We start from the raw sequence: 22,894 nt of genomic DNA, 5'->3' as shown, positions 1-22,894 counted from the left end.
AGTATTTGGGTAGCGAGCCATATCGTAGTTTGCATCTATGGCTGTAAGAACCCACCTAGTTTCATGATCGCACCACACGGTAGTAGATCTCACCATGTCACTACAAGCCGTGGAAAAAATCTTGCAGCTACAAACGACATTGCTAATTTTAGCGCAGGTGTGGGGCGTACCATCTAATTGACGTGCTAGTGCGTTCGAATTAGCTCGTCGTTGGACATAATGAGTTATAATATCTAGATAGTTGCACGCACCACTGTCTAGGCATACAGCTACCAATAACAACTTGTAGTAGGCCCTCATTAAATGACAAACAGTATTTGATTAGAGTCTGGCGGAGAAAGCTGTTCAGTTAAAGGTAGTAAGAGTGAAATTGCTAGAAGGTTGATAAAAAACCTAACCTCACGAACACCAGTAAACCTGCTGCGTAAAGGGATAAGTTGATGACAGAAAAGGACAGAGAAATTAGACTAAATTTGGAGGGAGGAACAAACCTGTCTACCAGAGCGCTGCTCAAATTAGGGGCAACCCAAGAACAAATCGATAGAATTCTGCCCGTTTGCCGTGATGAGCAACTAGAGATGAGAATTGAGAGCGTTCTCGATATTTATGAGGCTCTGAAAATCATGTTCGACAACCAGCAAACACGAATTGATTTCATGCAGGCGCATAACCAAGACGATTTTTTCGCAGGAAGAACTCCGCTTGATGTCATAAGTAGTGGAGATACGAAAGATTTAGTTTTAGCGACTAGGCGTCTTGAGCAAATATGCCTTTGCTAAATGAGCCAGTGCGGATCCTCCCAACTCGAAAATGGACAGAAATCATTTAGAGCAAGCACCCTATGATAGGCTCACCTGCGACTACTATGCTTAACATGATTGAATAAAAAGTCACCAAAAATGGCTAATGGCTAGAATAACCGTATTATTAGCCATTAGGTTTAAGAATAGACATTGTTAATTTGTCGCTGACTTCCCCAGCCCTTTCATCAACACGTCAAACATCAATCCAGCAAAGCCTTTCGCTACGGCTTCGTTAGAAAGTAGCTTCATTGCCATATCATTGTGAACGTCCATACTTTCAATCACTGCATTATTGATTGAGTTAGGAAACTCACCCAGCATTGCTTGTTCTTTGGTATTGCTGCGAAGTTGATCCATCACTGTGTCATTTTCTGATATTTTACCAGCAATGGTATTAGCGTAATTGAGCATATCATTTTCAGATAAACCATCTTCAATGAATAAATCGTTCATTCTCTCAATGATCTCGTTGAGCAATTCAGTTTTTGGATCTTTAGGCGCAGCACCAGAACCTTCTTTTGCTGCTGGTAGGTAAGGTTTAGGCTCTTCACCAATCTTAACTCCAAGCTGTAAGTCTGCTTCTCGTTGTTCGTGCAAACGGTAATGGGTCATTACCACATCAGACAAATCCACATCATCTTCAATGATATCAAGGCGCAGGAGTGGGTGTAGATGCTTGGCAAAGATGCTGAGTTTTTCCAATTCGTAATCATCAAAATTGACGATCTGGGATGTAAACTCATAGTAGCGATAGAAAGAGATTAAATCCTTCTTAAACACTTCCAAAATATCTCGTGCTTCTTTAGCGTGTTTGACGCTGTTTTCTGCAAACTTAATCTTCTTGTCGTTCTTTTCAATTTTCGCTTTTGACACTTCCGCCTGTGCGGATTGAAGCACCTGAGTGGCTTCTTTATAGCGAACGGTGAAACGATCAACGGCAGGTTTACACAGATTGGCAAGTTTGGCTTGGTTTGCTTGTTTGTTGTTATACGCATCAACAAACGCTTCTACTTCAAACCACTGGTAAATCCCAACTTGATTGAGCTTTTTCATCAGATCATAAACAATGTTTGGATCAGATACGCCAGCCAATTCAGCCGTTTGGAAGTAAACCTTAAACTCTGCCAATATCTCTTCTGGGTCATTCACAAAGTCGAGCACAAAGGTCTTGTCTTTGCCCTTACACGTTCGATTTAGTCTTGATAGGGTCTGAATACACTCCACGCCTTTTAATGGCTTATCGACATACATAGCGACAAGCTTAGGCTGGTCAAATCCTGTCTGGAACTTATTCGCCACTAACATCACCTGATAATCCGCAGTATCAAATGCTTTACGCATATCACGACCACGCAGATTAGGGTTCATATTATTTTCAGTAAAAGGCTGATCAGGTAAATCTGGGTCATTGACCTCACCAGAAAACGCCACCATTGCATTAACGTTGTTATAGCCTTTGTCTTGAACGTATTTTTCAAAAGCAAGTTTGTAGCGCACCGCTTCTAAACGGCTACTGGTAACAACCATTGCTTTTGCTTCACCGCCTAGCAAGTGTTTCACTTTCTCGTTGAAGTGTTCAACAATGGTTTCGACTTTTTGAGCGATATTGTAAGGGTGTAAACGAACCCACTTCGCCATTTTTGAAGCGGCTTTTTTACTGTCTACTTCGTGATCTGAGGCTGGGTTATCGTGTGCCAATTGGTAAGCGACTCGATAACTGGTGTAATTCTGTAATACATCCAGAATAAACCCTTCTTCAATTGCTTGGCGCATTGAGTAAACGTGGAACGGTAAAGGTTTATTGGTATCACTCGCAGGCTCATCAAGATCAGGTCTACGACCAAATAATTCTAATGTTTTACCTTTCGGTGTGGCGGTAAATGCAAAGTAACTAATATTGTTTGAGCCTTTACGAGCTTCCAGCGATAAGCGCAGCATATCTTCACTGTCTAGCTCTTCATTTCCGTCTAGTTGCTCTGCCATTAACACCTCACGCAATTTACGTGCGGTTGTTCCTGTTTGGCTTGAGTGCGCTTCATCGGCAATAACCGCAAAGCTTCGACCTGAAAGAGTAGAGTCTTTACGGATCGCATCTAATACGTGAGGGAATGTTTGAATCGTTACAATAATGATAGAGGTGCTTGCTTTTAACTCTCCCGCCAATTGGCTAGATTTAGAGCCTTGCGCCTCTTCTCGATTAACACGAGCAATCATCCCTTCATTATGATCAAACTGATAAATCGTATCTTGTAGCTGACTATCAAGCACCGTTCTATCAGTAATCACTATAACTGAGTCAAAGACCTTATCCCCAGATGTTTTGTTTAGCTCTGGATGATCTGTGTAGTAGTGCTTTGAAGCAAGTTGGTGAGACAACCACGCAATAGAGTTTGATTTACCAGAGCCAGCACTGTGTTGGATAAGATATTTTTGCCCTGTGCCTTCGCTATCAACGGTATTAAGTAGTTTTGAAACGACCGCCCATTGATGATACCGAGGGAAAATCATTATTTCTTTTGGCCTAATAGAACCGTCTAGCTGCTCAGCATCTTTTACTTCAAGATGAATGTATCGACTGAGGATCAGCAGTAGATTGTCTTTCTGGAAAATCTCATTCCAAAGATAAGACGTTGCATAGCTATCATTCCCCTCTGTTGATAAGGCAGGAACGTCATTACCTTTACCGCCTTCAGAAGTGCCTTGGTCAAACGGCAAGAAGAACGTCTTTTTACCGTCTAAACGAGTGGTCATAGCTACGTTGTATTGACTCACTGCAAAGTGAACCAATGCACCACGTTTAAAAGTCAATAATGGCTCTGGTTTTTTTGTCTTAGGATCTTTAGGCTGCCTGTCTTTCATATACTGAACTTTGGCATTATCAACCGACTGTTTAAACTCAGATTTAAGCTCACAGGTAGCAACAGGGATACCGTTGACGAATAGCGTTAAATCTAAACGACCATCATAACCATTTGGTGAGTAAACTAGCTCTGGCACAACACGGAGGATGTTTTCCTTATAACGTGCCGTTGCCATTGGGTTTAAATCGTGGTCAGGCTTGAAGCTGCACATATCGAACTTCGCACCACGATCACTGAGTTTATTTCGTAGAACCCACAACGTACCTTCGCTTTTCAATTCTCTCTCTAATAATTTGAGGAGCGCATCAGCCGTAGCGGAAGGATTACGATCTGTCTCTGGGAAATGCTGCGCTAATTTATCCCATTGTTCAGGCTGCGTTGCCTTGGTAAAAGCAATCACATCTTCAGGGTAAAGAGCCAATTCTTTGTTGTACTTGTTCGACTCACCTAGCAACCAGCCTTGAGATTGCATTTGATCAAGGATGTCGTTTTGGAATATTTTTTCTTGTGCTGCGTCTGACATTGTAATTGTTATCCCTGAATTAATTATTTTTTGTAGGGGTGAGGAACAGCAATAGATCCATTAGCTCTGCATTAAAATAGTAACTAGCAATTGCTAAACAGCCGAGAGCATAAGGCGTTAAAATATCTAAGTTTTCACGGTAAGTAAAAAAAGATGATACTTGTTCTTGAGCTTCTAGCCACAAGAACTTGGTATACACTCTAAAGCCTATTTTTTTTCGAATATTCAAAGACTCTTCGTTCATATCGTGACGACCAAGCCATTGAAAAACGACAAACCGCCTAAAAGGAAAACGACACTGATAGAACCAGTCATATGTAAACTGTTTATTGTCATATGATAGTTCCTGAACATCATCGGCTGTTAATGGCATATGAGATGCGATATAGCCAGAAAACTGATCAGAGTATGGACAAACACTAAATACACTCGAATGTTTCATAAGTCGCTCGCTCCAGAGAGCATAAAGCCTCTTATGATAGACAACGGCATAGTTGTAGTAGCGAACCATCAAGAAGACGATAGATAAAACCAACAAAATCCCTAATCCATTTTGGTTTGCAAATTTTATTTTAAAGATAAAAGTGTTTGCTTCATCAATGGTTGCACCAGAGAACGAAAGAGCAAGTAAAATCAAGGAAGCCACTATCAGTAACTTCCTTTTCGATTGCAGGCCAGTGTCATTATCTATGGCTTGCGTAAGCTCAGAACTTTTCTTCACTTATAACCTCGCCTTGTGTCGCAACCAACATTGAGGTTGAACTTGACCAGAAGTATCGTTTGAGTGCTATTTCCCTGAGATCTACCTGACATTGTTTAACCCTTTAGGTAATCAACAGTTTGAGACTTGATATGTTGAGCGACTTCATCAATTTCTGGGAATAAAGTTGCTTTTGAGATACCTAACCCGTCAAGACTTTGAATAATTTTAGTCTTCTCCTCAGCGTTGATTTTCAAAACATATCCTCGATCTTCTGTATGAGTGAAGTAACTAGAGCTGACTTCCACATTTTTATACAAACGATAGATTTTCTGAGAAGGAGTGGTCTTGCTCTCGCCCATTCCAAAAATTAGAAATGCACCATTTTGACGAATGACTCTGGGATTATCTAGCTTGGGTCTTACCGCTTGAATTGAGGTTATATGCTTTGGCACAATCACATCTTTAAAATATGGTTTCTCAGCATAAATTGAGTGTAGAAGCTTGCCCACCATCTTATCATCATCTTTTGATCGTTCTTCTTTGCTTACTTCTGGATAAACAAACTGTTCGTCCATTTTCGCTAAATTGCTGATAACAGATACGGTGTCACTGCCGTGAAACTTGATATCTTCATCTTTAATTTCGTAGATAATAACTTCACCATCAGAACTATCCTTGCCTCGTCCAGAGTGAGCACTACACGCAAAATATAATGCTACAAGTGGGTTGCTCGTGATATCGAGTAATCGAGTAGGAAGCCCGTAATGCTGCATTTTCACAAGGTGATCCAGCGCAGATTGGCAACTCAGAAAATCATTAGGGCAAGAAGCGACCAATTGCTCAAACATAATATGCTCTCTTATAGAGAACAAAGGGCTACTTTCATCTTTTGGGTCAGTATGACGAAATACAGAAGGAATAGGTTTATAGCTTTCCTTTGTTTGCCCTCGAAAGAATAGCGAGTAACCTTTCCTCGGCTTGATTTTAGCAATCTCAGTAACAAACGTTGAAACCGCTCCTACTTTTTTAGCTTCTCCCATAATTAGCCTTGATCCTTATCTAAAACAACCCAATCACGCACATCAATCTTGCCTGTTACTGCTGCTGAGATAAGGGCTGTTTTGCGTTCTTTTATCAGTTCTATAGCAGCGTTTGCTTTTGTAACTAAGGTTTGATATTTCTCTGAGTGAACTTTAATAAAGTTGTTGATTTTTCCAATCTCTTCTTTTGGTGGTATACAAAACTTCATATTAGATATTTGTTCAAAATTGAGGCCTTCACGATTACCACCGACCTGAACAACATCTATTTGCTCTTTTATCGATGAAGACTTCATTACATTAGCTAAGTAAGGAGCAAGGTTAGTTGAAAATCGAAGAATACAGACGTGCTGATTTACGTTTGCTTCACCAATATCACGAGGGACAATACACGTTCTACCAATCGATCCTCCAGTGATGTTCAATAGGATATCTTGAGGCTTTACTTTAGTATTTTGCATTTCTAGGTGAATCTCATCAGAAATATAAGTGGCTTCTTTTCCTGAGATTCGGAGTCCCTCGTCATAAATATTCTGACTTCTTAAGAATAACACTCCGCTATCTTGGTATACATCTGCACCACCTCTAGGGGTTTTTCCGCTGCCTATTTTTCGAGCGTGTAAACCTAACTTTGTTACACCCCAATGCTCAGGCACTTCACCCAACCATTCCACACCAGAGTCTTTCATTGTTGCATCAGGGTTAAGCCCTTTGGTCACTGCGTGAGAAATCACCGCTTGGCGTTTTTCTTTTAACAGCTCAATCAGCTTTTCTTGCTTGGTGATTAAGGTGTCGATCTTAGCGGTTTCGTGATCGAGGAAGTTGGCGATTTTTTGTTGTTCAATAAGGGGAGGATTAACAAAAGGTAGATTATTTAGCTGACCCAATGATAATGCTGGTTGGGCTGTAACATTAACACCATCATCCATCGCCCCTTCGACTTTTTGATGAATCAATATTTTATGACAAAAGTCCAAATCCATTTTGGATTTATTAATTTGAAGCGACAATGAGTTACCTGAAACAACCGCTTTTTTATTAATTGCAGGTAGTATTGAACTCATTCCATAGCGAGCACCAATTTTGGCTATGATAATAGCTCCTTCTTTGGTTTCGCTTCTGCAAATTGCATTAAAATGCAAATCTGAAATAGTTTTAAGGTTTTTTGTATCTAATTTTCCAGTAGTAGCAAAGTTACTTTCGATGACATAGACATCACCATTATCGATGAAGTGTTCAGACTTCAAATTGCTTCCAAATGGACCGTCAACGAAAGCATTAGTGGCTTCACTCTTAATATGCTTTAATTTACATACAACCCAATGTTTAGGAACTAAACCCAAGGAGTCATAACCAGACTCTTTATACTCAGGATATGCTTTATAACGACCTGTCATTATGAGTGCACCTCGTTAAGTAGCTGCATAATTTCAGCCGATACTGCATCTAAATCATCGTCAATTGCTTCGAGTGCTCTTGGTGGCTCATAAACATAGAAATGACGGTTGAATGGGATCTCATAACCCACAACACCAACTTCACCATCTAGCTCATCGGTCTTTTTGGTATCAATCCACGCATCAGGAACGTGCGGTAGAACTTCACGAGCAAAGTATTCTTCAACGGTTTCAGTTAATGGAACGTTTTCGTTATCACGTAGGTCAGGGTTAGCTTCGACTTTGCCTTTTACCTTACATACTTCTGCTTCATCATCGTGCTCGCCTAAGTGCTTCACGATAAGCTTTTGTTGTGCTGCGGTAAGCTTTATGCCGTTTAGTTTGGTGATAAAGGTTTTAAGGAAGATATCACGAGAAAGTGATTTTTCTTCTGTGAATGAAGCAAGAGCTTCTAAAACCATTTGTTGAACTGACTCACCTAATTTACTCCACGCCTTATCTGCTTGTAGTGCTTCAAGGCGTAATTCATCTTTCGGGTAAATTGCCAGTTTTAGAGGGCGTTCAACTGTAATTCTGCGGTAGCCAAACTCTTTATAATCAAAGATTTTACTAAACTCGTTTCCAGCAAACTGACCGTATGTTTTTACAATCGTATCAATCGCTGCTGGGGTGAGTTCTTTACGCTTACTGCCTAATGATTTACGCATTGCTGCATAGAATACGTGCTCATCATTACCTTCAACTTCACCGCCACCACTGCGACCACGACCGCCTGTTTTAGCTCGTTCTTTTGAAGCGTTGATAAGCTGAACTTTGCTTTTTCGGTTAGCTGGTTTTTGAGAAGATAAAACCCAAACATAAGTCGCAATTCCTGTGTTGTAGAACATATCAGTAGGTAGGGCAACAATGGCTTCTAGCAGGTCATTTTCAAGAATGTAGCGTCTAATTTCACTTTCACCGCTACCAGCACCACCTGTAAAGAGTGGCGAGCCATTCAAGATAATACCTATACGTGAGCCGCCTTCGTGCTGAGGACGCATTTTGCTCACAAGGTGCATTAAGAACAGTAACGAACCGTCAGAAACTCGTGGTAAACCCGCACCAAAACGACCTTCAAAGCCTTTGTCGTTATGCTCGTCATTGATGAACTTTTGGATCTTCTTCCAATCTACGCCAAAGGGTGGGTTTGACAACATATAGTCAAACTTATCGGTGCGGAGTTGGTCATTCGACAGAGTATTACCTAGTTTAATGTTATCGACCTTTTGCCCTTTGATAAGCATATCGGCTTTACAGATTGCGTATGACTCAGGGTTTAGCTCTTGACCAAAGGCAGACAAAGACGCTTTATCATTGAGTTTATGGACGTATTCCATACCAGAGGATAAGAAACCACCTGTGCCAGCCGTAGGATCGTAGATAGAACGAACCAAACCAGAGCTGGTTAATTCTTCTTCATTGGTGAAGAGTAAAGAGGTTGTGAGATCGACAATATCCCTTGGTGTGAAGTATTCCCCAGCCGTATCATTGGAACTTTCAGCAAAGCGCCTGATCAGCTCTTCAAAGATTAAACCCATACCGTGATTGCTAATGGTATTTGGGTGAAGGTCAGTGGTAGCAAAGCGTTTCGCTACTTTGTAAAGCAGATCGGCTTCTTCAAGCTTGTCGATAGTATTGAAGAAATCGAAGTGCTCAAAAATCTCACGAGCATTAGGGCTGAACGACTGAATGTAATTCTCTAGATTACTGGCAACGCCTGTTTCACCAAGGCGGTTTAAATCCATTTTTGACGTGTTGTAAAAGCTTAACTGCGCTGTGTGTGTCAGTAGCTTATCTTGCGCTTCAAATGGCATTGCTTTTACAGCGTCATATTTGGCTAGAACATCTGGCTTGGTTGCTTCAAGCACACATTCTAATCGTCTTAGCAGTGTGAAAGGGAGAATGATACGACCGTATTGAGATTGTCGAAAATCACCACGCAGAAGGTCGGCTACAGACCATAAAAACGCTGCTACTGAAGAATGGTTGTTGTTAGTCGTATCTTGGGACATAGGAAATCAGCACTTATGAGAAAAAATTGCGTTGATTATACAGGAAGTTGCAGAGCTATTCAGTGATCAATGATTGTAAGGGTAAATAGCTTTTTCCATCGTAAAACATTGCATAAGTATTCTGCTTTACGAGTGTGACTTTTACTTACCAATACAAAATTAGAGGTTTTAATCTAAACGATTTTGGGGCAAAGATGAGTCGGTCTATCGTCCACTTATGGTCGACGGCACATTGAGAGCAACTTTCCAAAGCAATCACACTCGGCCTATATGGGACATACGCCCACAACAAAAAATAACCAAAAACCACAGTTAAAACTAAAAAATAAATCCAAACACCAATAAATCAAAAAAAACATCATTAAGACACTATATTACCACAACTTTAAATTAAAATTTAAAACCAAAATTCCAATAAAAACCCAATAAAAACCAATTTAAACTTGCAAAAATAAAGATCAATATCAAAAAACAACACAAAGAAACCATAAATAAATTTTAACCATTTACAAAACAAGTTAGAGTGATATTTCTTCAAGGTTAGATGTGTAGAAATTAACGTGACATACAGTGGGGTATAAATGTGCAAAAAGTTTATTGACCTAGATAGCTATGGCGGAGCACTCCCCTACAGACCACTAATACTAGATCTGTTGTGCCGTAAAATTATCGATAACCTACAACTAACTGGGTTACGCAATGAAAAACCATGTGACACCGTTCAAAGCGATTGGCAGTTAGATCTGCTTGATAAAACAACATATAAGTTATTGTTAAAATTGAATTTTTGCAACCAATACGAACCTGTGGCGCCAGAGAATGGACAGTACCTCTGCATTACAAATATACAAAGTGAGGTTTATAAACCACTTTTTCAGGATTGCATTTTAGGTCGTACTATCGCTCAGTTATTTAAACACTTCAAAAGCCTGATATTCATAAAGATTCATCAAGATATCGGCCTATCGAAGAGCTTATTCGATATGCGTGATTGTCATAGTGAATATAAAACTATTTGGAGGCCTGATGTCCGTCCACCTGCCATTGATTACATCTGGAAAGAGGGTGAAGGAGACTCTCTTCATTAGGAGCTGTTGTAATTGCAAGTGGGTATTGTGTGGGATGATTATTATGGAGCAACTATGAAATTAGATTTAACAAATGATCAGGTAGTTATTTTGCTGCATTTAGTTCAAGCGGAAATGGATTGTATATGTGGTGACCGAGGCTACATGGAACTTTCAAAAATACGGGATACTTTAGAGAGACAGTTAGCTGAGAGCTTTTCAGACTAAACTGATGCTTTTCCAAAACCTATGTTTTAACCACATGATACAAGGAGCAAAGTCCAATGAAAAAACTACCTGAATTGAAAGAATTTAAACTCGATGACTCACCGTTTTTAGTCGTCGATCCTACTAGTTTACCTCCGGATCTACTAGCAGCATTAAATAGTTTCATGGCTGGAAAAACTGTTAGTCATGCTGTTTACATATACGATCAAGACTGGGTTGAGTTTCGTGGTGCCGTAGAACGAGGAAGTATTCAGATTTAATTTAAAAACAGTTTCCGGAACTCCGGAAACTGCACTTACATAGAGCGTGACCAGTAAAAACTAATTTCCGGAAAGCCTTTATCCATCGACCACTCACTTCTGTTGTTTGGTTGCTAGTGTTTCGTTAAGTTGCTCAATCGTAACTCCGTGCTGAGTTGCGTTATAAAGCCAAGTATGAAATTGCTCTAAGAGCTGGCTATTTTCAGCCTCAAGTCGCTCAATAGTTCGCTCTCGTTTTGCCAACTGATCTGCCGCGGCCTTCAAACTCGATGGTAAATGTCTATTACGAGCAGCAACAGCCTTAGGAGAGTTGCCTGAAACAAGCGCCTTAACATCGGTAAATGCACTCTTGATACGTGGCTGTTTCTGCAATGTTTGCCTAGTGGTAGTGAGCTTGTAATCATGCGCCACAGCCTCTACCAATCTATCCCATGTTAATTTAGAGTCTGTAGGCCAGTCATCCAGAAGCTCACAAACGTCATTTATGTCATTGTCTGTTAAGTGTTTAGCCACAACAATCACTCCTCGAAAAAGTCCATACAATCCATATCACCCAAAGCCTCAAACAAGTCATCATCTATTGGCTCAGAACTACTATCAACACCAATCAATTTATCAACCGTAACCTTCTGAGCTTGAGTCGCCTTGATTCGTTGAAAGTTTTCTATTTTCGGCAAACGCTTTTTGCCATTTGCATCCATTGCTCGATCCAGTTGAGTTACATCCTCGACATTAAGAAGCCTAATGAGAGAGCCATCCTCAATACTCGGGTCTTCCATCATGGTAAGCAGTTGCCCACAGCGTTCTGTTGTTAGTTTCCTGCGTTCATAGAACTGCACTGCCCCCTGCACACCATCATCAACTGCTTTTTTGTCCTTTTTAAGCAGCTTTTTCTCGTCTTTTAAGCGCTTGCGGATACGCTCACACTTGTCATCATCACCTTTTTCACAGACCTGTTCATCGCAGTTAATGCAGTCTCGGTACTTCGTGCAAGACTCTGCCATGTAGGACGTCACGCACATACCAAATTCATTTGTATGCGCTGTTAGTGCCGCTTTAGTGTTCAGCTCTTGAAGTGTTCGGGGGGTTGCGACCTGCACCTGAATTTGCGTCGTCCTTGTTGCTGGGTTGTCCATCAAGTCCCGTGAAGCAAGCTCTTTTTCTCGGTCTTCAATAAAGTCAGCCCCATACTCTTCAGGCGTTGTGTGGTCGTAGTAACGATTGTGCCTAGGATCACTGCGCATCGCCCAATTAGCTCGTTGCTCTCCATCCATGCCATTGACTGCCGCCATGGTATCCAGCATGTGACGTATTTGGTGAGAAGTAATAGTCAAATCACCGTGCCCCCAACGCTGAAAAACTGAAAGCGAACCTGTGGATAGCTCTCCTGTTGTCCTGTTTTTCTTTTTTGTTGGCGCAAGGTCTTCGTTTAACGTATTAATCGTTGGGATGAACAACTCGGTAGAAATGTTTGATTTGGCAGTGTCCAAGCAATTAGCAAATCCAGCATACAAAGCGTCTGACCACTTAACTTGTACATGTCCATTGCCGTTATCAAATGATATGTCGGGAAATCCTTCTGGAAGTGTTTTTCGAAGGATTACATTCAAATCTCGGAGCGTAACTAGATAGTCTTTTCGCTCTATCCCTTTACGCTTTAAGAGCTGGTTTCTGGCCGTGTGCCACTTTTTGCGATTTTTTGCATCAGAAAGATCGCCATACATGGACATATTCAACCCAAGAGCCATGGCCGTCTCATCCATTGTCAGATGCTGATCTTCAGGTACGTCAGGACAAAGTTCATACCGAGGAAAATCCGAAGTATCCTCAAGTATCTTTGCAAACTTTCTTGCAGGCTTTGACAGCTTTCGTAAACGCTCTACAGCAGTATCGACAACGCCGTACATACATGTGGGTATCCACTTATGTGCATGACCAAACTCCTTACCTGAATACCACTTTATCCCCTTAATTTTGATGGTTGCAGCAAGGTCTAGACCTTCATCATCGATCTCCTGAGAGTCTTCGGTGAGATTGTCTGATTCATTAAATACAGCACTCTCAGTCTCCTCTAAAACGATATCGTTCTCTTTTTGGTATTTTAGGATTTCTTTCACATCATCTTTAGTGAAGCCATCCATTTTAAGCACTTCCCAGACTTTCAATTCATCAGTGTGAATAGGGTCAGAAAGTAAGTATAGCGGCTCTGAACCGCGGTTGGGAGCTGCCAGCAACAAGGTCATCGTCGAGGTCGTGAAGATATCCCTAGGAGTTAAGTCTTCTGTTTTTTGTGCATTAACGGAAGCTAGTGCCAACAATGCATTTTCATCAGGCATTTTATCTTGCCGCCTCTTATCAGCGTCATTCCCAGTTGCATTGTCAGTAGGCTTTTTGAGTCCACTCTTCCAATTAAATGGCTTCAGTAACTTGTACTGAATCAAGAATTTGAGAAGGTTGCTTAAACCACGCCCAGCTTGATAGGCTGAACCTACACTTAGAGATTCCTTCGCTGCGCGTTGAGCTGCATCAAAGACTTTTGCAGTAAGCTTAGTAGTTTCAAAATTTTCACCCTTGTGTAGCCGCTGCCACCCTGCGTTAATTGCGCGCAACGCTTTAAATTTTGTCTCAATACCTGCTTTGGTTCCACCACCATAGGTAACGTAAGCTTTTGCAAAGGGAATTAAAGATTCATCCAGTAATTCATCGGGATTCCTTTGTCGGCTATTGGCACCGAAGGTGGTGAAGTTACCAACTTTAGGCCAGTAGTTTTTATCGTAGTCATATGCATCGTTAAGCGGGGCAATTTGACGTCCGAACTCAACAAAGTCGGCTTGTGTTTTCGTATGCTCAAGCTCGTATTTAGGCTTAAAAATCAATACATCAGCCATTGTGATGCTCCCTACATAGCTGGATTACTTGGCATACCGCTAGGATGGCACGGTCATTAATTGAAACGATTTGCATGTCACCATTTGTGTCTGCTTTTAATCGCTCTCTTTCTTCAACTAGCCATTCGAGGATTCGGTGGTGTGGAGCATGTGCCCACGGACGGAATTTAGGGCACAAATAGCAAGCAATAGGAGCATAATCTTGGCAAAAGCTGCTTGAACCACAGGAGCCAACATCACATTCTTTTTCACGGCATGGTATACGTGCTGCACCAGTATTTTCTGTGTTGGCTTCATCTTCATCCTCAACCAATTTGCCTGCAAACGCAGAGGCATACCGAGCCAGTGGTTGGTTCATGATCTTTGAAATATAAACTGCATGTTCAGGTGTGTTAGCAACATAGATTTTTACATTTTGTGTATCAGCTTGATCAAGTAAGTTGGCGATGGTAAGTGTGCCAGCACCCTCCCTAGCTGCACGTGTGCCTAGGGTATAGCGAAAGCGGTAGCTCGTTGACTTTAAAGGCTCACCCGTTCGCTCACTGATGATTTTCAGTTTTTTGACCGTACTGTTTAGCTTGTAAGTCAGATTGCTTGTTTTGATATGTGGTAGCTCTGATTCAAGGTAATCCATTAAGTCACCCGGTGGTATTTGTTGAATTTCTTCAATGATGCTAACGTCGGTAAACAAAGGTAGCTCACCTTTTTCTTCAGACGTCATCTCCCGCCCTAAAGCAGCTTCCACCTTAGCTGTTTGCTTTTTGATATGCAGTTCAACAATCTGTGCAACAGAATTAACCAAAGCATAAGGCTTTAGGATGCTACGGAACTTTCCTCCACGAACCTTTGCTTTAGGTATCAGCACCACATACGTTGGAGAACCCGTATATTTAGATGAGTAAGAAAAGTCTTTGCACTTGATGGATGCTATCTGCGTAGCCCTGCGACCGGACGCTTTAAACATCGAGAGGCAAGCATACTCGTCAGTCCTCAACTTACCCTCAGCATACCGATGGGCAGCATTTAAACCGATTGCTTCAAACTCTAAATCACTGAATGGCCCAGTCAGTGGGTCGAGAGTAAGTACAGCAACCCCTTTATCATTGCCACCTAAACGCCATTGGTCAGTCAACTTAAATACTGCATCATCGATATGTTTATCTAGCCCAAGAAATCGCATCTGGCGGAGCATTCCCCTAACAACCGATACTTTGTACCATTCCTTCTTAGGTAGGGCGTTTTTAAAAGATGCAAAACCTTTCTCAGTTAGACCGTTTTCTCCTGTAAGTCTTTGGTAAAGGCTTAACTGCTTTGCAATATTACTGGTGTGGTTAGCAGATGAGGTTTCTGCATAAAACACCAAGGTTTCCCGAATATCCTCTTGCAACGGCTGAGCAAATACATCCAAAAATTCCAGCGACACTGTTACATCGCGATTGAGTGTCCATCGGTTAGATAGATAATCAAACTCAAAGCCATTGTGGGACATTGACGTCGTTACCTTGCTTTCATTAGCAAGATCAAAATTCACAAAGCCGTGATTCAAATTATTCTTCCCCTGTCCAGACATCTTCATCTCTTTGTTGAACGATTGAATTTATTGTGGTTGATTCTTCATTTTGAAGTTCTAATGCCATCTCCATGGCACGTTTATCATCATGTCGTTTGGAGTAACGCTTTGCGCTCTTGGAGTCATCTTTCCAACCCATTAGTTTTTGCCTATCGGCTTCTGATTTCGCTTCCGTTGTTTTCCCTTCAGCAATGCGTTTATCTGCAAACCCACTGTATTCATCGTTCCACGTATGGCGAGCCGCATGAGGGTGCACCCTGAAACCAGCCACCTCAGAAACCTCACGGAAAATCTTATTAACCTGAGCCATAGATAAAGCTGCATTGGTTTGGGTTTTGTGGTTGTGGGTTACGAAAAGATATTCGATATGTTCAGAGCCAGTAGCGTTAGGACGGTGATGGATAAGGTAGTTTTCATACATACCTACCAAACGTTTGTCCATTGGTACAAATCGCCCCATCGTCTTTCCTTCAGGCCTGTGCTTGCGTGTATCGCCGTAGTCTGTTTGAGAACGGATCATAACGAAATAGCGACCGTCTTTATGACGCTTCGCGATATCTGATCTATTGTTGTCAGTTTTCACTCTAATCTTGAGCAGCTCCCCACGGCGACAGCCGATTGCAAAAAGCATGTTTACAATTAGTTGGTTGCGATATCGAACAGATTCTGACTTCCAAGGATTCTCTGAGGAGTCTGGGTGAACTACATCAAGGACTCGAATTTTTTCAATTGACTCTAGTGAGCGCCAATCTCCCCAATCAAGTGCTTCATCACTAGTACCAAACTTATCTCCCCTAATTTTCTTGAGTTCGAACTCAGCAGTAGAATCTTTAGAGGGAAACAATTCTTCTTCCAACCAGCCAATAAACTGTGCAAACACTGTTAAGCGGTTGTACGTCGTGTGAGGGGAGATGTCACCTTCAGGGTTGGTGATAACATTGCCTCTGGCCGTTTCGAGTTTGTTTTTCTTGATGCTCACAACAACAAAGGGTTTATGTCTAGCAACCATTTTACGGAATGATGCGACTTTAAAGCTTGAGTGTTTCTTGATGTTCTCGAACTCTTTTTTTGTCAGAAAGTTGCCTGTCTTGCATCGCTCAATTAGATCGATTTTTTCAAACTGACAGATTTCCTCTAGTAAGCAAAGGTGCTCAAAAGCTCGGTAACAGGTATTGCTTGATTTGGATTGATTGCGGTAGTGCAAGGTGACAAAGAGGTTATGGTAAGGCAGAGGCATACCAGCTTCATCTAAAAGAATTGAGTAACCTTCACCACTCGCCATTTGGAATGTTTTTCTCTTCATTTTGCCGCAGACCTTGGATAGAAGTGTTGAGAGTTTACAGAGGGTCGTTACTCAACATGTTCATTTCATCAAAAGCCGCATATAGGTAGGTAGTCACTCTCCCACAGGCCAACTCCCAAAAAGCAGAGCGGTTGACCTCCTGATAGCTAGGCGCATTGATTAAATCAGTTAACCGTTCAGCGCCATATGTTCGTTTCATGTTCATCACCTGTTTGACTAAGAGTTAAATTCACCCTAACAGGCTAACAAAGAAAAAATAATAAAAATTTAGAACTTAGATTAAAAATCATCGTTAAGATCACTAAAACACAAATAAATAGCAATAAAAGCGGGAATTTTTGGGGAAGGTAAAGTTATTAAGTAAAATTAAAACTGTTGAAATATAATGACTTACAAGTAAAAACTACATGTATTCCTGGTTTATTTAAAAAACCAACCAAAACAACTAAAATAACCATTAAACTGTAATTTTGGTTTTAATTACTTTACAAAAACTCAAGGTCACTCCAAACCAGAATTCAGATATAAAAAAAGTTTACAGAAGTGGTAACACTCACTGTAAACTTTTTCTCTCAAACCCTTGTTATACTTGACTTAAGTCATCAAACTTAACAAAACTAGGTCTCAGGTAATCCTCAAAATGGGATGTCATCATCAAAATCCATTGGTGGCTCATTATATTGAGGTTGAGCCTGCTGAGGTGCTTGTTGAGGTGCTTTTGGCTGCTGTTGAGCGGGAGCACTGTATTGTTGCTGCTGTTGTTGTGGCTGCTGTGGCTGACCCCAACCACCTTGCTGTTGGTTGTTACCCATGCCACCTTGAGCAGGAGCACCACCTTGAGCACGGCCGCCAAGCATTTGCATTACACCATTGAAGCCTTGCACAACCACTTCAGTTGTGTAGCGATCTTGACCGCTTTGATCTTGCCATTTACGCGTTTGAAGTTGACCTTCAATGTAAACTTGAGAACCTTTACGTAGGTACTCACCAGCAACTTCCGCTAGCTTGCCAAACAGAGCAACACGGTGCCATTCTGTTTTTTCACGCTGCTCGCCAGTTGCTTTATCACGCCATGACTCTGACGTTGCAATGGTAATGTTCGCTACTGCGCCGCCATTTGGCATGTAACGAATTTCAGGGTCATTACCTAGGTTACCCACTAATATAACTTTGTTAACTCCACGGCTAGCCATGATTTGCTCCGTCTAAATTCATAGTCTCAGAAAATTTTAGCGCACAAGAATAGCATGCTTTTCTGCAGTGATAAATCGCATTCCTATTCTCTCCTCACTACAAAGAATAAAAACGTAACAAATCATGATATTCAGAGCGATGTTGCTTTTTTCTCCACTTACAAACCACTCATTTACTTTGATAATTGATATTCAACGCAAGTCACTATCAAGGCGCTAGAGAAGCTAAAGCCTGCATGACAACGTGGAATCTAATCCCCCTTAAACAGGACGTTTCAATGAGAAAATCAAGATACGCTCGCACTTTACACTTTCTGTGCATCGACCCAAACGACACCTATCTACATGTAAAAGAGATAGAAAAGCACTTATCTATTATTCTCTACAAAATGACGCCCGACGAATTAATGCTAGTTGATAGAAAGCAGAGTAACCGGATCTTGCTTGTCGATTACAGAGAGGTTCCACAACTATTGATTATTTGTCCTAACCTGACTGTTATGTGGAAAAACCATGAGATCATCTTGTTCAATGTCCCTCAGCAACTTCCGACATCTGAGCTTCTTACCTATGGTGTACTAAAAGGGCTATTTTACAACACCGAGCAGAAAGACAAGATTGCTCGTGGTCTTCAAGAAGTCATCGATGGAGAGAACTGGTTACCGAGGAAGGTAACCAATCAACTGCTGTTTTATTATCGTAATATGGTCAATACCAACACCACACCAACCAACGTTGATTTAACCATTCGCGAGATTCAGGTAATTCGCTGTCTTCAGTCAGGGTCATCAAACACACAAATCGCCGATGACTTGTTTATTAGCGAGTTCACGGTTAAATCTCACCTTTATCAGATATTCCGTAAGTTGGCGGTCAAAAATAGGGTTCAAGCGATTGCTTGGGCAAACCAGAACTTGCTTGCATAATCGATCCGCCTCTTAGTCTGACGATAATTTTGAGGGAAGCTCTAGTAAACCATAGGTATTGTTGCTGAATTTTCGACACAACTTATGCTAGAGTTGCCCTCAGAAATATCAACAACTCAGTTGAATCAATAATTATTATAGATAAAGGGTCTTATCATGATCAAAAAGTGCCTTTTCCCGGCAGCTGGCTACGGTACACGTTTTTTACCTGCAACCAAGTCAATGCCTAAAGAAATGATGCCTGTAGTAAACAAACCTCTGATTGAATACGGTGTAGAGGAAGCTATCGAAGCTGGTATGGATGGAATGTGCATCGTTACTGGACGTGGTAAGCACTCGATCATGGATCACTTTGATAAAAACTACGAGCTTGAACATCAGATTAGCGGCACCAATAAAGAAGACCTATTGGTTAATATCCGTGAAACGATTGAAGCGGCAAACTTCACCTACATTCGCCAACGTGAAATGAAAGGCCTTGGTCATGCTATCTTGACGGGTCGTGAGCTTGTAGGTGATGAACCATTCGCAGTAGTACTTGCCGATGACCTTTGTGTTAACGAGCAGCAAGGCGTATTGGCTCAAATGGTTGCGCTATACAAGCAATTCCGCTGTTCTATTGTTGCTGTACAAGAAGTTCCTGAAGAAGAAACTCACAAGTACGGTGTTATCTCTGGCGAAATGATTAAAGATGATCTTTTCCGTGTTGATGACATGGTAGAAAAACCAGAGCAAGGCACTGCACCAAGCAACCTAGCGATCATTGGTCGTTATATTCTGACTCCGGATATCTTTGAACTTATCGAGCAGACTGAGCCAGGCAAAGGCGGCGAAATCCAGATCACTGATGCATTGCTAAAACAAGCAAAAGCGGGCTGCGTATTGGCTTACAAATTTAAAGGCCAACGTTTTGACTGTGGTAGTGTTGAAGGTTACATCGAAGCAACAAATTACTGCTTTGAAAACCTATACAAAAAAGACCAAAAGCAAATCGAGCTAGGTAAACATTCGACAAAGAAAGAAGCATAACGACTTGTTAATAACTAGCGTTTCGAATTCTAAAAGGGCGACTCTGTGAGTCGCCCTTTTTTGTTTTACTGTTTTTTTATCCAGTAAAACTTTGCACAAATCTCACTCTATGTAATACTTTAGCCACTTAAAATCACATGGTCTATTGAGATGGATAAAATAGAAATCAGAGGCGCTCGTACGCATAACCTCAAAGACGTCAACCTAACCATTCCTCGTGACAAACTGACTGTCATTACCGGGCTATCCGGTTCAGGAAAGTCGTCACTTGCGTTTGATACACTCTACGCAGAAGGACAGCGTCGTTATGTTGAATCTCTGTCTGCTTACGCTCGTCAATTTCTATCTCTTATGGAAAAACCTGATGTCGACCACATTGAAGGCCTGTCTCCTGCGATCTCAATAGAACAAAAGTCGACGTCACATAACCCTCGCTCAACCGTTGGTACCATTACTGAAGTCTATGACTACCTTAGATTACTGTACGCGCGAGTTGGCGAACCTCGCTGTCCTGATCACAACATCCCTCTAGCAGCGCAAACCATCAGCCAAATGGTGGATAAAGTATTAGAACTGCCTGCAGGCTCAAAAATGATGTTATTGGCACCGATCGTCAAAGAACGTAAAGGTGAACATGTAAAAACACTGGAGAACTTAGCGGCGCAAGGCTTTATCCGTGCACGTATTGATGGTGAAACCTGTGATCTATCCGAACCACCAGCACTTGAACTTCATAAAAAGCACACCATTGAAGTCGTGGTAGACCGATTCAAGGTTCGTCCTGATCTTCAACAGCGTTTAGCCGAGTCATTCGAGACCACATTAGAGCTATCTGGCGGTATCGCTGTCGTCGGTTGGATGGACGAAACAGATCAAGAAGAGATCGTATTCTCTGCTAACTTCGCTTGTCCAAAATGTGGTTACAGCATGCAAGAGCTTGAGCCTCGCCTGTTCTCATTTAATAACCCGGCAGGTGCCTGTGGTACGTGTGATGGTCTTGGTGTTCAACAATATTTTGATCCAAGCCGAGTGATATTAGATGAAGGCCTAAGTATTGCAGAAGGTGCAATCAAAGGTTGGGATCAAAAGAACTACTACTATTTCCAGATGCTCACATCGCTGTCAGAACATTATGGTTTTGATCTGTATGCACCATTTAATTCTCTACCTAAAAAGACTCAAGAGATCATTCTTAAAGGTTCAGGTCGTACTGAAGTGGAATTCAAGTACATCAATGACCGAGGTGATATTCGAGTCAAACGTCATCCATTTGAAGGCATCTTAAATACCTTAGAGCGCCGTTACCGTGATACTGAATCGAGCGCGGTGCGTGAAGATCTAGCCAAGTACATATCAACCAAGTCGTGTTCTAGCTGTGATGGCACTCGCCTGAGACTAGAAGCTCGAAATGTTTTCATTGGTGATACAACACTGCCGGAAATCGTTGAGCTGAGCATTGCTGACGCACTACAATTTTTCCAAGAATTGAAATTAGACGGTCAGCGTGGGCAGATCGCAGATAAAGTGATGAAAGAGATCAATGATCGTCTGCATTTCTTAGTCAACGTAGGTTTGAACTACCTTAACCTATCACGCAGTGCTGAAACGCTGTCTGGTGGTGAGGCGCAACGTATTCGTTTAGCGAGCCAAATCGGTGCCGGCTTAGTTGGCGTTATGTATGTGCTGGATGAACCATCGATTGGCCTCCACCAGCGCGATAATGAACGTCTTCTGCAAACCTTGATTCACCTCAGAGACTTAGGTAATACCGTGCTTGTTGTGGAACATGACGAAGATGCCATTCGCTGTGCAGACCATGTCATCGATATCGGCCCAGGTGCGGGTGTGCATGGTGGACACGTGGTAGCAGAAGGTACAATGCAAGACATCATCGAAAACCCGAACTCTTTGACAGGACAATACCTGAGCGGTGCTAAAGAGATTGCTGTGCCAGGAAAGAGAACACCTATCGACAAGAAGAAGGTCGTAGAGATCGTTGGCGCTACGGGGAACAACCTAAAAAATGTGACCGCGACTATTCCTGTAGGCTTATTCAGTTGTATTACGGGGGTATCAGGTTCGGGGAAATCCACGCTGATCAATGACACCTTCTTCAAAGTCGCCCACACTCAATTAAACGGAGCCACGACTGCTGTTCCTGCACAACACAAAAAGATTAAAGGGCTAGAACATTTCGATAAGGTAATCGACATAGATCAAAGCCCTATAGGTCGAACACCAAGATCAAACCCTGCAACCTACACAGGGATCTTCACTCCTATCCGTGAACTATTCGCAGGCACACAAGAGTCTCGATCTCGAGGTTATAAACCAGGTCGATTCAGCTTTAACGTTCGTGGTGGTCGTTGTGAGGCTTGTCAGGGTGATGGCGTAATCAAAGTAGAGATGCACTTCTTGCCGGATGTGTATGTACCTTGTGATGTGTGTAAAGGCAAACGCTATAACCGTGAAACACTAGAAGTTCGTTATAAAGGCAAAACCATTGACGAAGTCCTTGAGATGACCGTCGAAGATGCGCGTGAGTTCTTCAACCCTGTGCCTGTTATCGCTCGTAAGCTGCAAACATTGATGGATGTTGGCCTTTCCTACATTCGCCTCGGACAAGCAGCGACAACCTTGTCTGGCGGTGAAGCGCAACGCGTTAAATTAGCGCGTGAACTGTCTAAACGAGACACGGGAAAAACCTTATACATTCTCGATGAGCCAACAACAGGCCTTCATTTCCACGATATCCAACAGCTGTTAACGGTACTACATAGATTGCGTGATCACGGTAATACGGTTGTCGTGATTGAGCACAACCTAGATGTCGTTAAAACAGCAGACTGGATCCTAGATCTTGGCCCAGAAGGTGGGCAAGGTGGTGGTGAGATTGTTGCAGAGGGTACACCTGAAGATGTGGCGTTAGTCGAAGGTTCACACACTGCTCGCTTCCTTAAGCCTATGTTAAATTTGAAGTAGGTGTAAAATAGCGCCCTGCGGGCAGACAGAAAAATGTTAAAGTAACGGAGCTTGTTTCAGAAGGAACAAG

General features: G+C 41.9%; 18 protein-coding genes. 7 read left to right on the top strand and 11 right to left on the bottom strand.

Annotated features, from left to right (window positions below):
• Positions 1 to 440: 440 nt before the first annotated feature.
• On the top strand, positions 441 to 779 hold the full coding sequence (locus tag AC3CH3_RS01780; RefSeq protein WP_372196508.1) for a hypothetical protein: 339 nt from the start codon (positions 441 to 443) through the stop codon (positions 777 to 779).
• A 177-nt stretch (positions 780 to 956) separates the two neighbouring features.
• Here the strand turns inward: AC3CH3_RS01780 and AC3CH3_RS01775 are convergent, their stop codons facing one another.
• From AC3CH3_RS01775 to AC3CH3_RS01755, 5 genes are all read right to left on the bottom strand, one after another.
• Positions 957 to 4,187, bottom strand: a complete 3,231-nt coding sequence (locus AC3CH3_RS01775; RefSeq protein ID WP_488537605.1) for a type I restriction endonuclease subunit R — start codon at positions 4,185 to 4,187, stop codon at positions 957 to 959.
• A gap of 19 nt (positions 4,188 to 4,206) precedes the next feature.
• Positions 4,207 to 4,908: a hypothetical protein gene (locus tag AC3CH3_RS01770; protein WP_488537604.1), complete on the bottom strand. Its 702-nt coding sequence runs from the start codon at positions 4,906 to 4,908 to the stop codon at positions 4,207 to 4,209.
• 95 nt (positions 4,909 to 5,003) lie between these two features.
• Positions 5,004 to 5,930, bottom strand: coding sequence for an FRG domain-containing protein (locus AC3CH3_RS01765; RefSeq protein ID WP_488537603.1), 927 nt, complete (start codon positions 5,928 to 5,930; stop codon positions 5,004 to 5,006).
• Positions 5,931 to 5,932: 2 nt separating this feature from the next.
• Positions 5,933 to 7,327, bottom strand: a complete 1,395-nt coding sequence (locus AC3CH3_RS01760; protein ID WP_488537602.1) for a restriction endonuclease subunit S — start codon at positions 7,325 to 7,327, stop codon at positions 5,933 to 5,935.
• Positions 7,327 to 9,378 (bottom strand): type I restriction-modification system subunit M, encoded by a 2,052-nt coding sequence (locus tag AC3CH3_RS01755; RefSeq protein WP_488537601.1) that lies wholly within the window; start codon positions 9,376 to 9,378, stop codon positions 7,327 to 7,329. Before AC3CH3_RS01755 ends, AC3CH3_RS01760 begins: the two co-directional genes overlap by 1 nt.
• Before the next feature lie 581 nt (positions 9,379 to 9,959).
• Between AC3CH3_RS01755 and AC3CH3_RS01750 the strand changes: the two genes are divergently transcribed.
• From AC3CH3_RS01750 to AC3CH3_RS01740, 3 genes are read left to right on the top strand one after another with little or no spacing between them, the layout of a single operon-like run.
• Entirely contained in the window at positions 9,960 to 10,466 is a 507-nt protein-coding gene (locus AC3CH3_RS01750) for a hypothetical protein (RefSeq protein ID WP_488537600.1), read from the top strand.
• 54 nt (positions 10,467 to 10,520) lie between these two features.
• Positions 10,521 to 10,673, top strand: coding sequence for a hypothetical protein (locus AC3CH3_RS01745; protein ID WP_488537599.1), 153 nt, complete (start codon positions 10,521 to 10,523; stop codon positions 10,671 to 10,673).
• 56 nt (positions 10,674 to 10,729) lie between these two features.
• Positions 10,730 to 10,933: a hypothetical protein gene (locus AC3CH3_RS01740; protein ID WP_488537598.1), complete on the top strand. Its 204-nt coding sequence runs from the start codon at positions 10,730 to 10,732 to the stop codon at positions 10,931 to 10,933.
• Positions 10,934 to 11,026: 93 nt separating this feature from the next.
• Here the strand turns inward: AC3CH3_RS01740 and AC3CH3_RS01735 are convergent, their stop codons facing one another.
• The 6 genes from AC3CH3_RS01735 to AC3CH3_RS01710 form a co-directional block, all read right to left on the bottom strand.
• The gene (locus tag AC3CH3_RS01735) at positions 11,027 to 11,446 is read right to left on the bottom strand and encodes a hypothetical protein (protein WP_371971811.1); all 420 of its coding nucleotides are present in this window, start codon (positions 11,444 to 11,446) and stop codon (positions 11,027 to 11,029) included.
• Between the two features lie 5 nt (positions 11,447 to 11,451).
• On the bottom strand, positions 11,452 to 13,821 hold the full coding sequence (locus tag AC3CH3_RS01730; RefSeq protein WP_488537597.1) for an integrase: 2,370 nt from the start codon (positions 13,819 to 13,821) through the stop codon (positions 11,452 to 11,454).
• Positions 13,814 to 15,391 (bottom strand): site-specific integrase, encoded by a 1,578-nt coding sequence (locus AC3CH3_RS01725; protein WP_488537596.1) that lies wholly within the window; start codon positions 15,389 to 15,391, stop codon positions 13,814 to 13,816. Before AC3CH3_RS01725 ends, AC3CH3_RS01730 begins: the two co-directional genes overlap by 8 nt.
• Complete coding sequence (locus AC3CH3_RS01720; RefSeq protein WP_488537595.1) at positions 15,369 to 16,694, bottom strand: tyrosine-type recombinase/integrase; 1,326 nt, start codon at positions 16,692 to 16,694, stop codon at positions 15,369 to 15,371. The genes AC3CH3_RS01725 and AC3CH3_RS01720 overlap by 23 nt, the downstream gene beginning before the upstream one ends.
• 34 nt (positions 16,695 to 16,728) lie before the next feature.
• Complete coding sequence (locus AC3CH3_RS01715; protein ID WP_371971815.1) at positions 16,729 to 16,893, bottom strand: hypothetical protein; 165 nt, start codon at positions 16,891 to 16,893, stop codon at positions 16,729 to 16,731.
• A gap of 436 nt (positions 16,894 to 17,329) precedes the next feature.
• The gene (locus AC3CH3_RS01710; protein ID WP_017061342.1) at positions 17,330 to 17,887 is read right to left on the bottom strand and encodes a single-stranded DNA-binding protein; all 558 of its coding nucleotides are present in this window, start codon (positions 17,885 to 17,887) and stop codon (positions 17,330 to 17,332) included.
• A 278-nt stretch (positions 17,888 to 18,165) separates the two neighbouring features.
• Between AC3CH3_RS01710 and AC3CH3_RS01705 the strand changes: the two genes are divergently transcribed.
• The 3 genes from AC3CH3_RS01705 (at position 18,166) to uvrA (ending at position 22,824) form a co-directional block, all read left to right on the top strand.
• Entirely contained in the window at positions 18,166 to 18,813 is a 648-nt protein-coding gene (locus AC3CH3_RS01705) for a LuxR C-terminal-related transcriptional regulator (RefSeq protein ID WP_029405754.1), read from the top strand.
• A 156-nt stretch (positions 18,814 to 18,969) separates the two neighbouring features.
• On the top strand, positions 18,970 to 19,842 hold the full coding sequence (gene galU / locus AC3CH3_RS01700; protein ID WP_048657943.1) for a UTP--glucose-1-phosphate uridylyltransferase GalU: 873 nt from the start codon (positions 18,970 to 18,972) through the stop codon (positions 19,840 to 19,842).
• Positions 19,843 to 19,992: 150 nt separating this feature from the next.
• On the top strand, positions 19,993 to 22,824 hold the full coding sequence (gene uvrA, locus AC3CH3_RS01695) for an excinuclease ABC subunit UvrA (RefSeq protein WP_488537594.1): 2,832 nt from the start codon (positions 19,993 to 19,995) through the stop codon (positions 22,822 to 22,824).
• Positions 22,825 to 22,894: the final 70 nt, after the last annotated feature.

This window comes from Vibrio sp. QJM3NY_35 (assembly GCF_057785915.1).
Note: the sequence above shows the minus strand (reverse complement) of the source record. Positions and strands in the feature narration are given on the sequence as shown.

Coding starts and splice junctions, on each gene's coding strand:
- AC3CH3_RS01780 (WP_372196508.1), top strand. CDS start 441: ATGACAGAAAAGGACAGAGAAATTAGACTAAATTTGGAGGGAGGAACA.
- AC3CH3_RS01775 (WP_488537605.1), bottom strand. CDS start 4,187: ATGTCAGACGCAGCACAAGAAAAAATATTCCAAAACGACATCCTTGAT.
- AC3CH3_RS01765 (WP_488537603.1), bottom strand. CDS start 5,930: ATGGGAGAAGCTAAAAAAGTAGGAGCGGTTTCAACGTTTGTTACTGAG.
- AC3CH3_RS01760 (WP_488537602.1), bottom strand. CDS start 7,327: ATGACAGGTCGTTATAAAGCATATCCTGAGTATAAAGAGTCTGGTTAT.
- AC3CH3_RS01755 (WP_488537601.1), bottom strand. CDS start 9,378: ATGTCCCAAGATACGACTAACAACAACCATTCTTCAGTAGCAGCGTTT.
- AC3CH3_RS01750 (WP_488537600.1), top strand. CDS start 9,960: ATGTGCAAAAAGTTTATTGACCTAGATAGCTATGGCGGAGCACTCCCC.
- AC3CH3_RS01745 (WP_488537599.1), top strand. CDS start 10,521: ATGAAATTAGATTTAACAAATGATCAGGTAGTTATTTTGCTGCATTTA.
- AC3CH3_RS01740 (WP_488537598.1), top strand. CDS start 10,730: ATGAAAAAACTACCTGAATTGAAAGAATTTAAACTCGATGACTCACCG.
- AC3CH3_RS01730 (WP_488537597.1), bottom strand. CDS start 13,821: ATGGCTGATGTATTGATTTTTAAGCCTAAATACGAGCTTGAGCATACG.
- AC3CH3_RS01725 (WP_488537596.1), bottom strand. CDS start 15,391: ATGTCTGGACAGGGGAAGAATAATTTGAATCACGGCTTTGTGAATTTT.
- AC3CH3_RS01720 (WP_488537595.1), bottom strand. CDS start 16,694: ATGAAGAGAAAAACATTCCAAATGGCGAGTGGTGAAGGTTACTCAATT.
- AC3CH3_RS01715 (WP_371971815.1), bottom strand. CDS start 16,893: ATGAAACGAACATATGGCGCTGAACGGTTAACTGATTTAATCAATGCG.
- AC3CH3_RS01710 (WP_017061342.1), bottom strand. CDS start 17,887: ATGGCTAGCCGTGGAGTTAACAAAGTTATATTAGTGGGTAACCTAGGT.
- AC3CH3_RS01705 (WP_029405754.1), top strand. CDS start 18,166: ATGAGAAAATCAAGATACGCTCGCACTTTACACTTTCTGTGCATCGAC.
- galU (WP_048657943.1), top strand. CDS start 18,970: ATGATCAAAAAGTGCCTTTTCCCGGCAGCTGGCTACGGTACACGTTTT.
- uvrA (WP_488537594.1), top strand. CDS start 19,993: ATGGATAAAATAGAAATCAGAGGCGCTCGTACGCATAACCTCAAAGAC.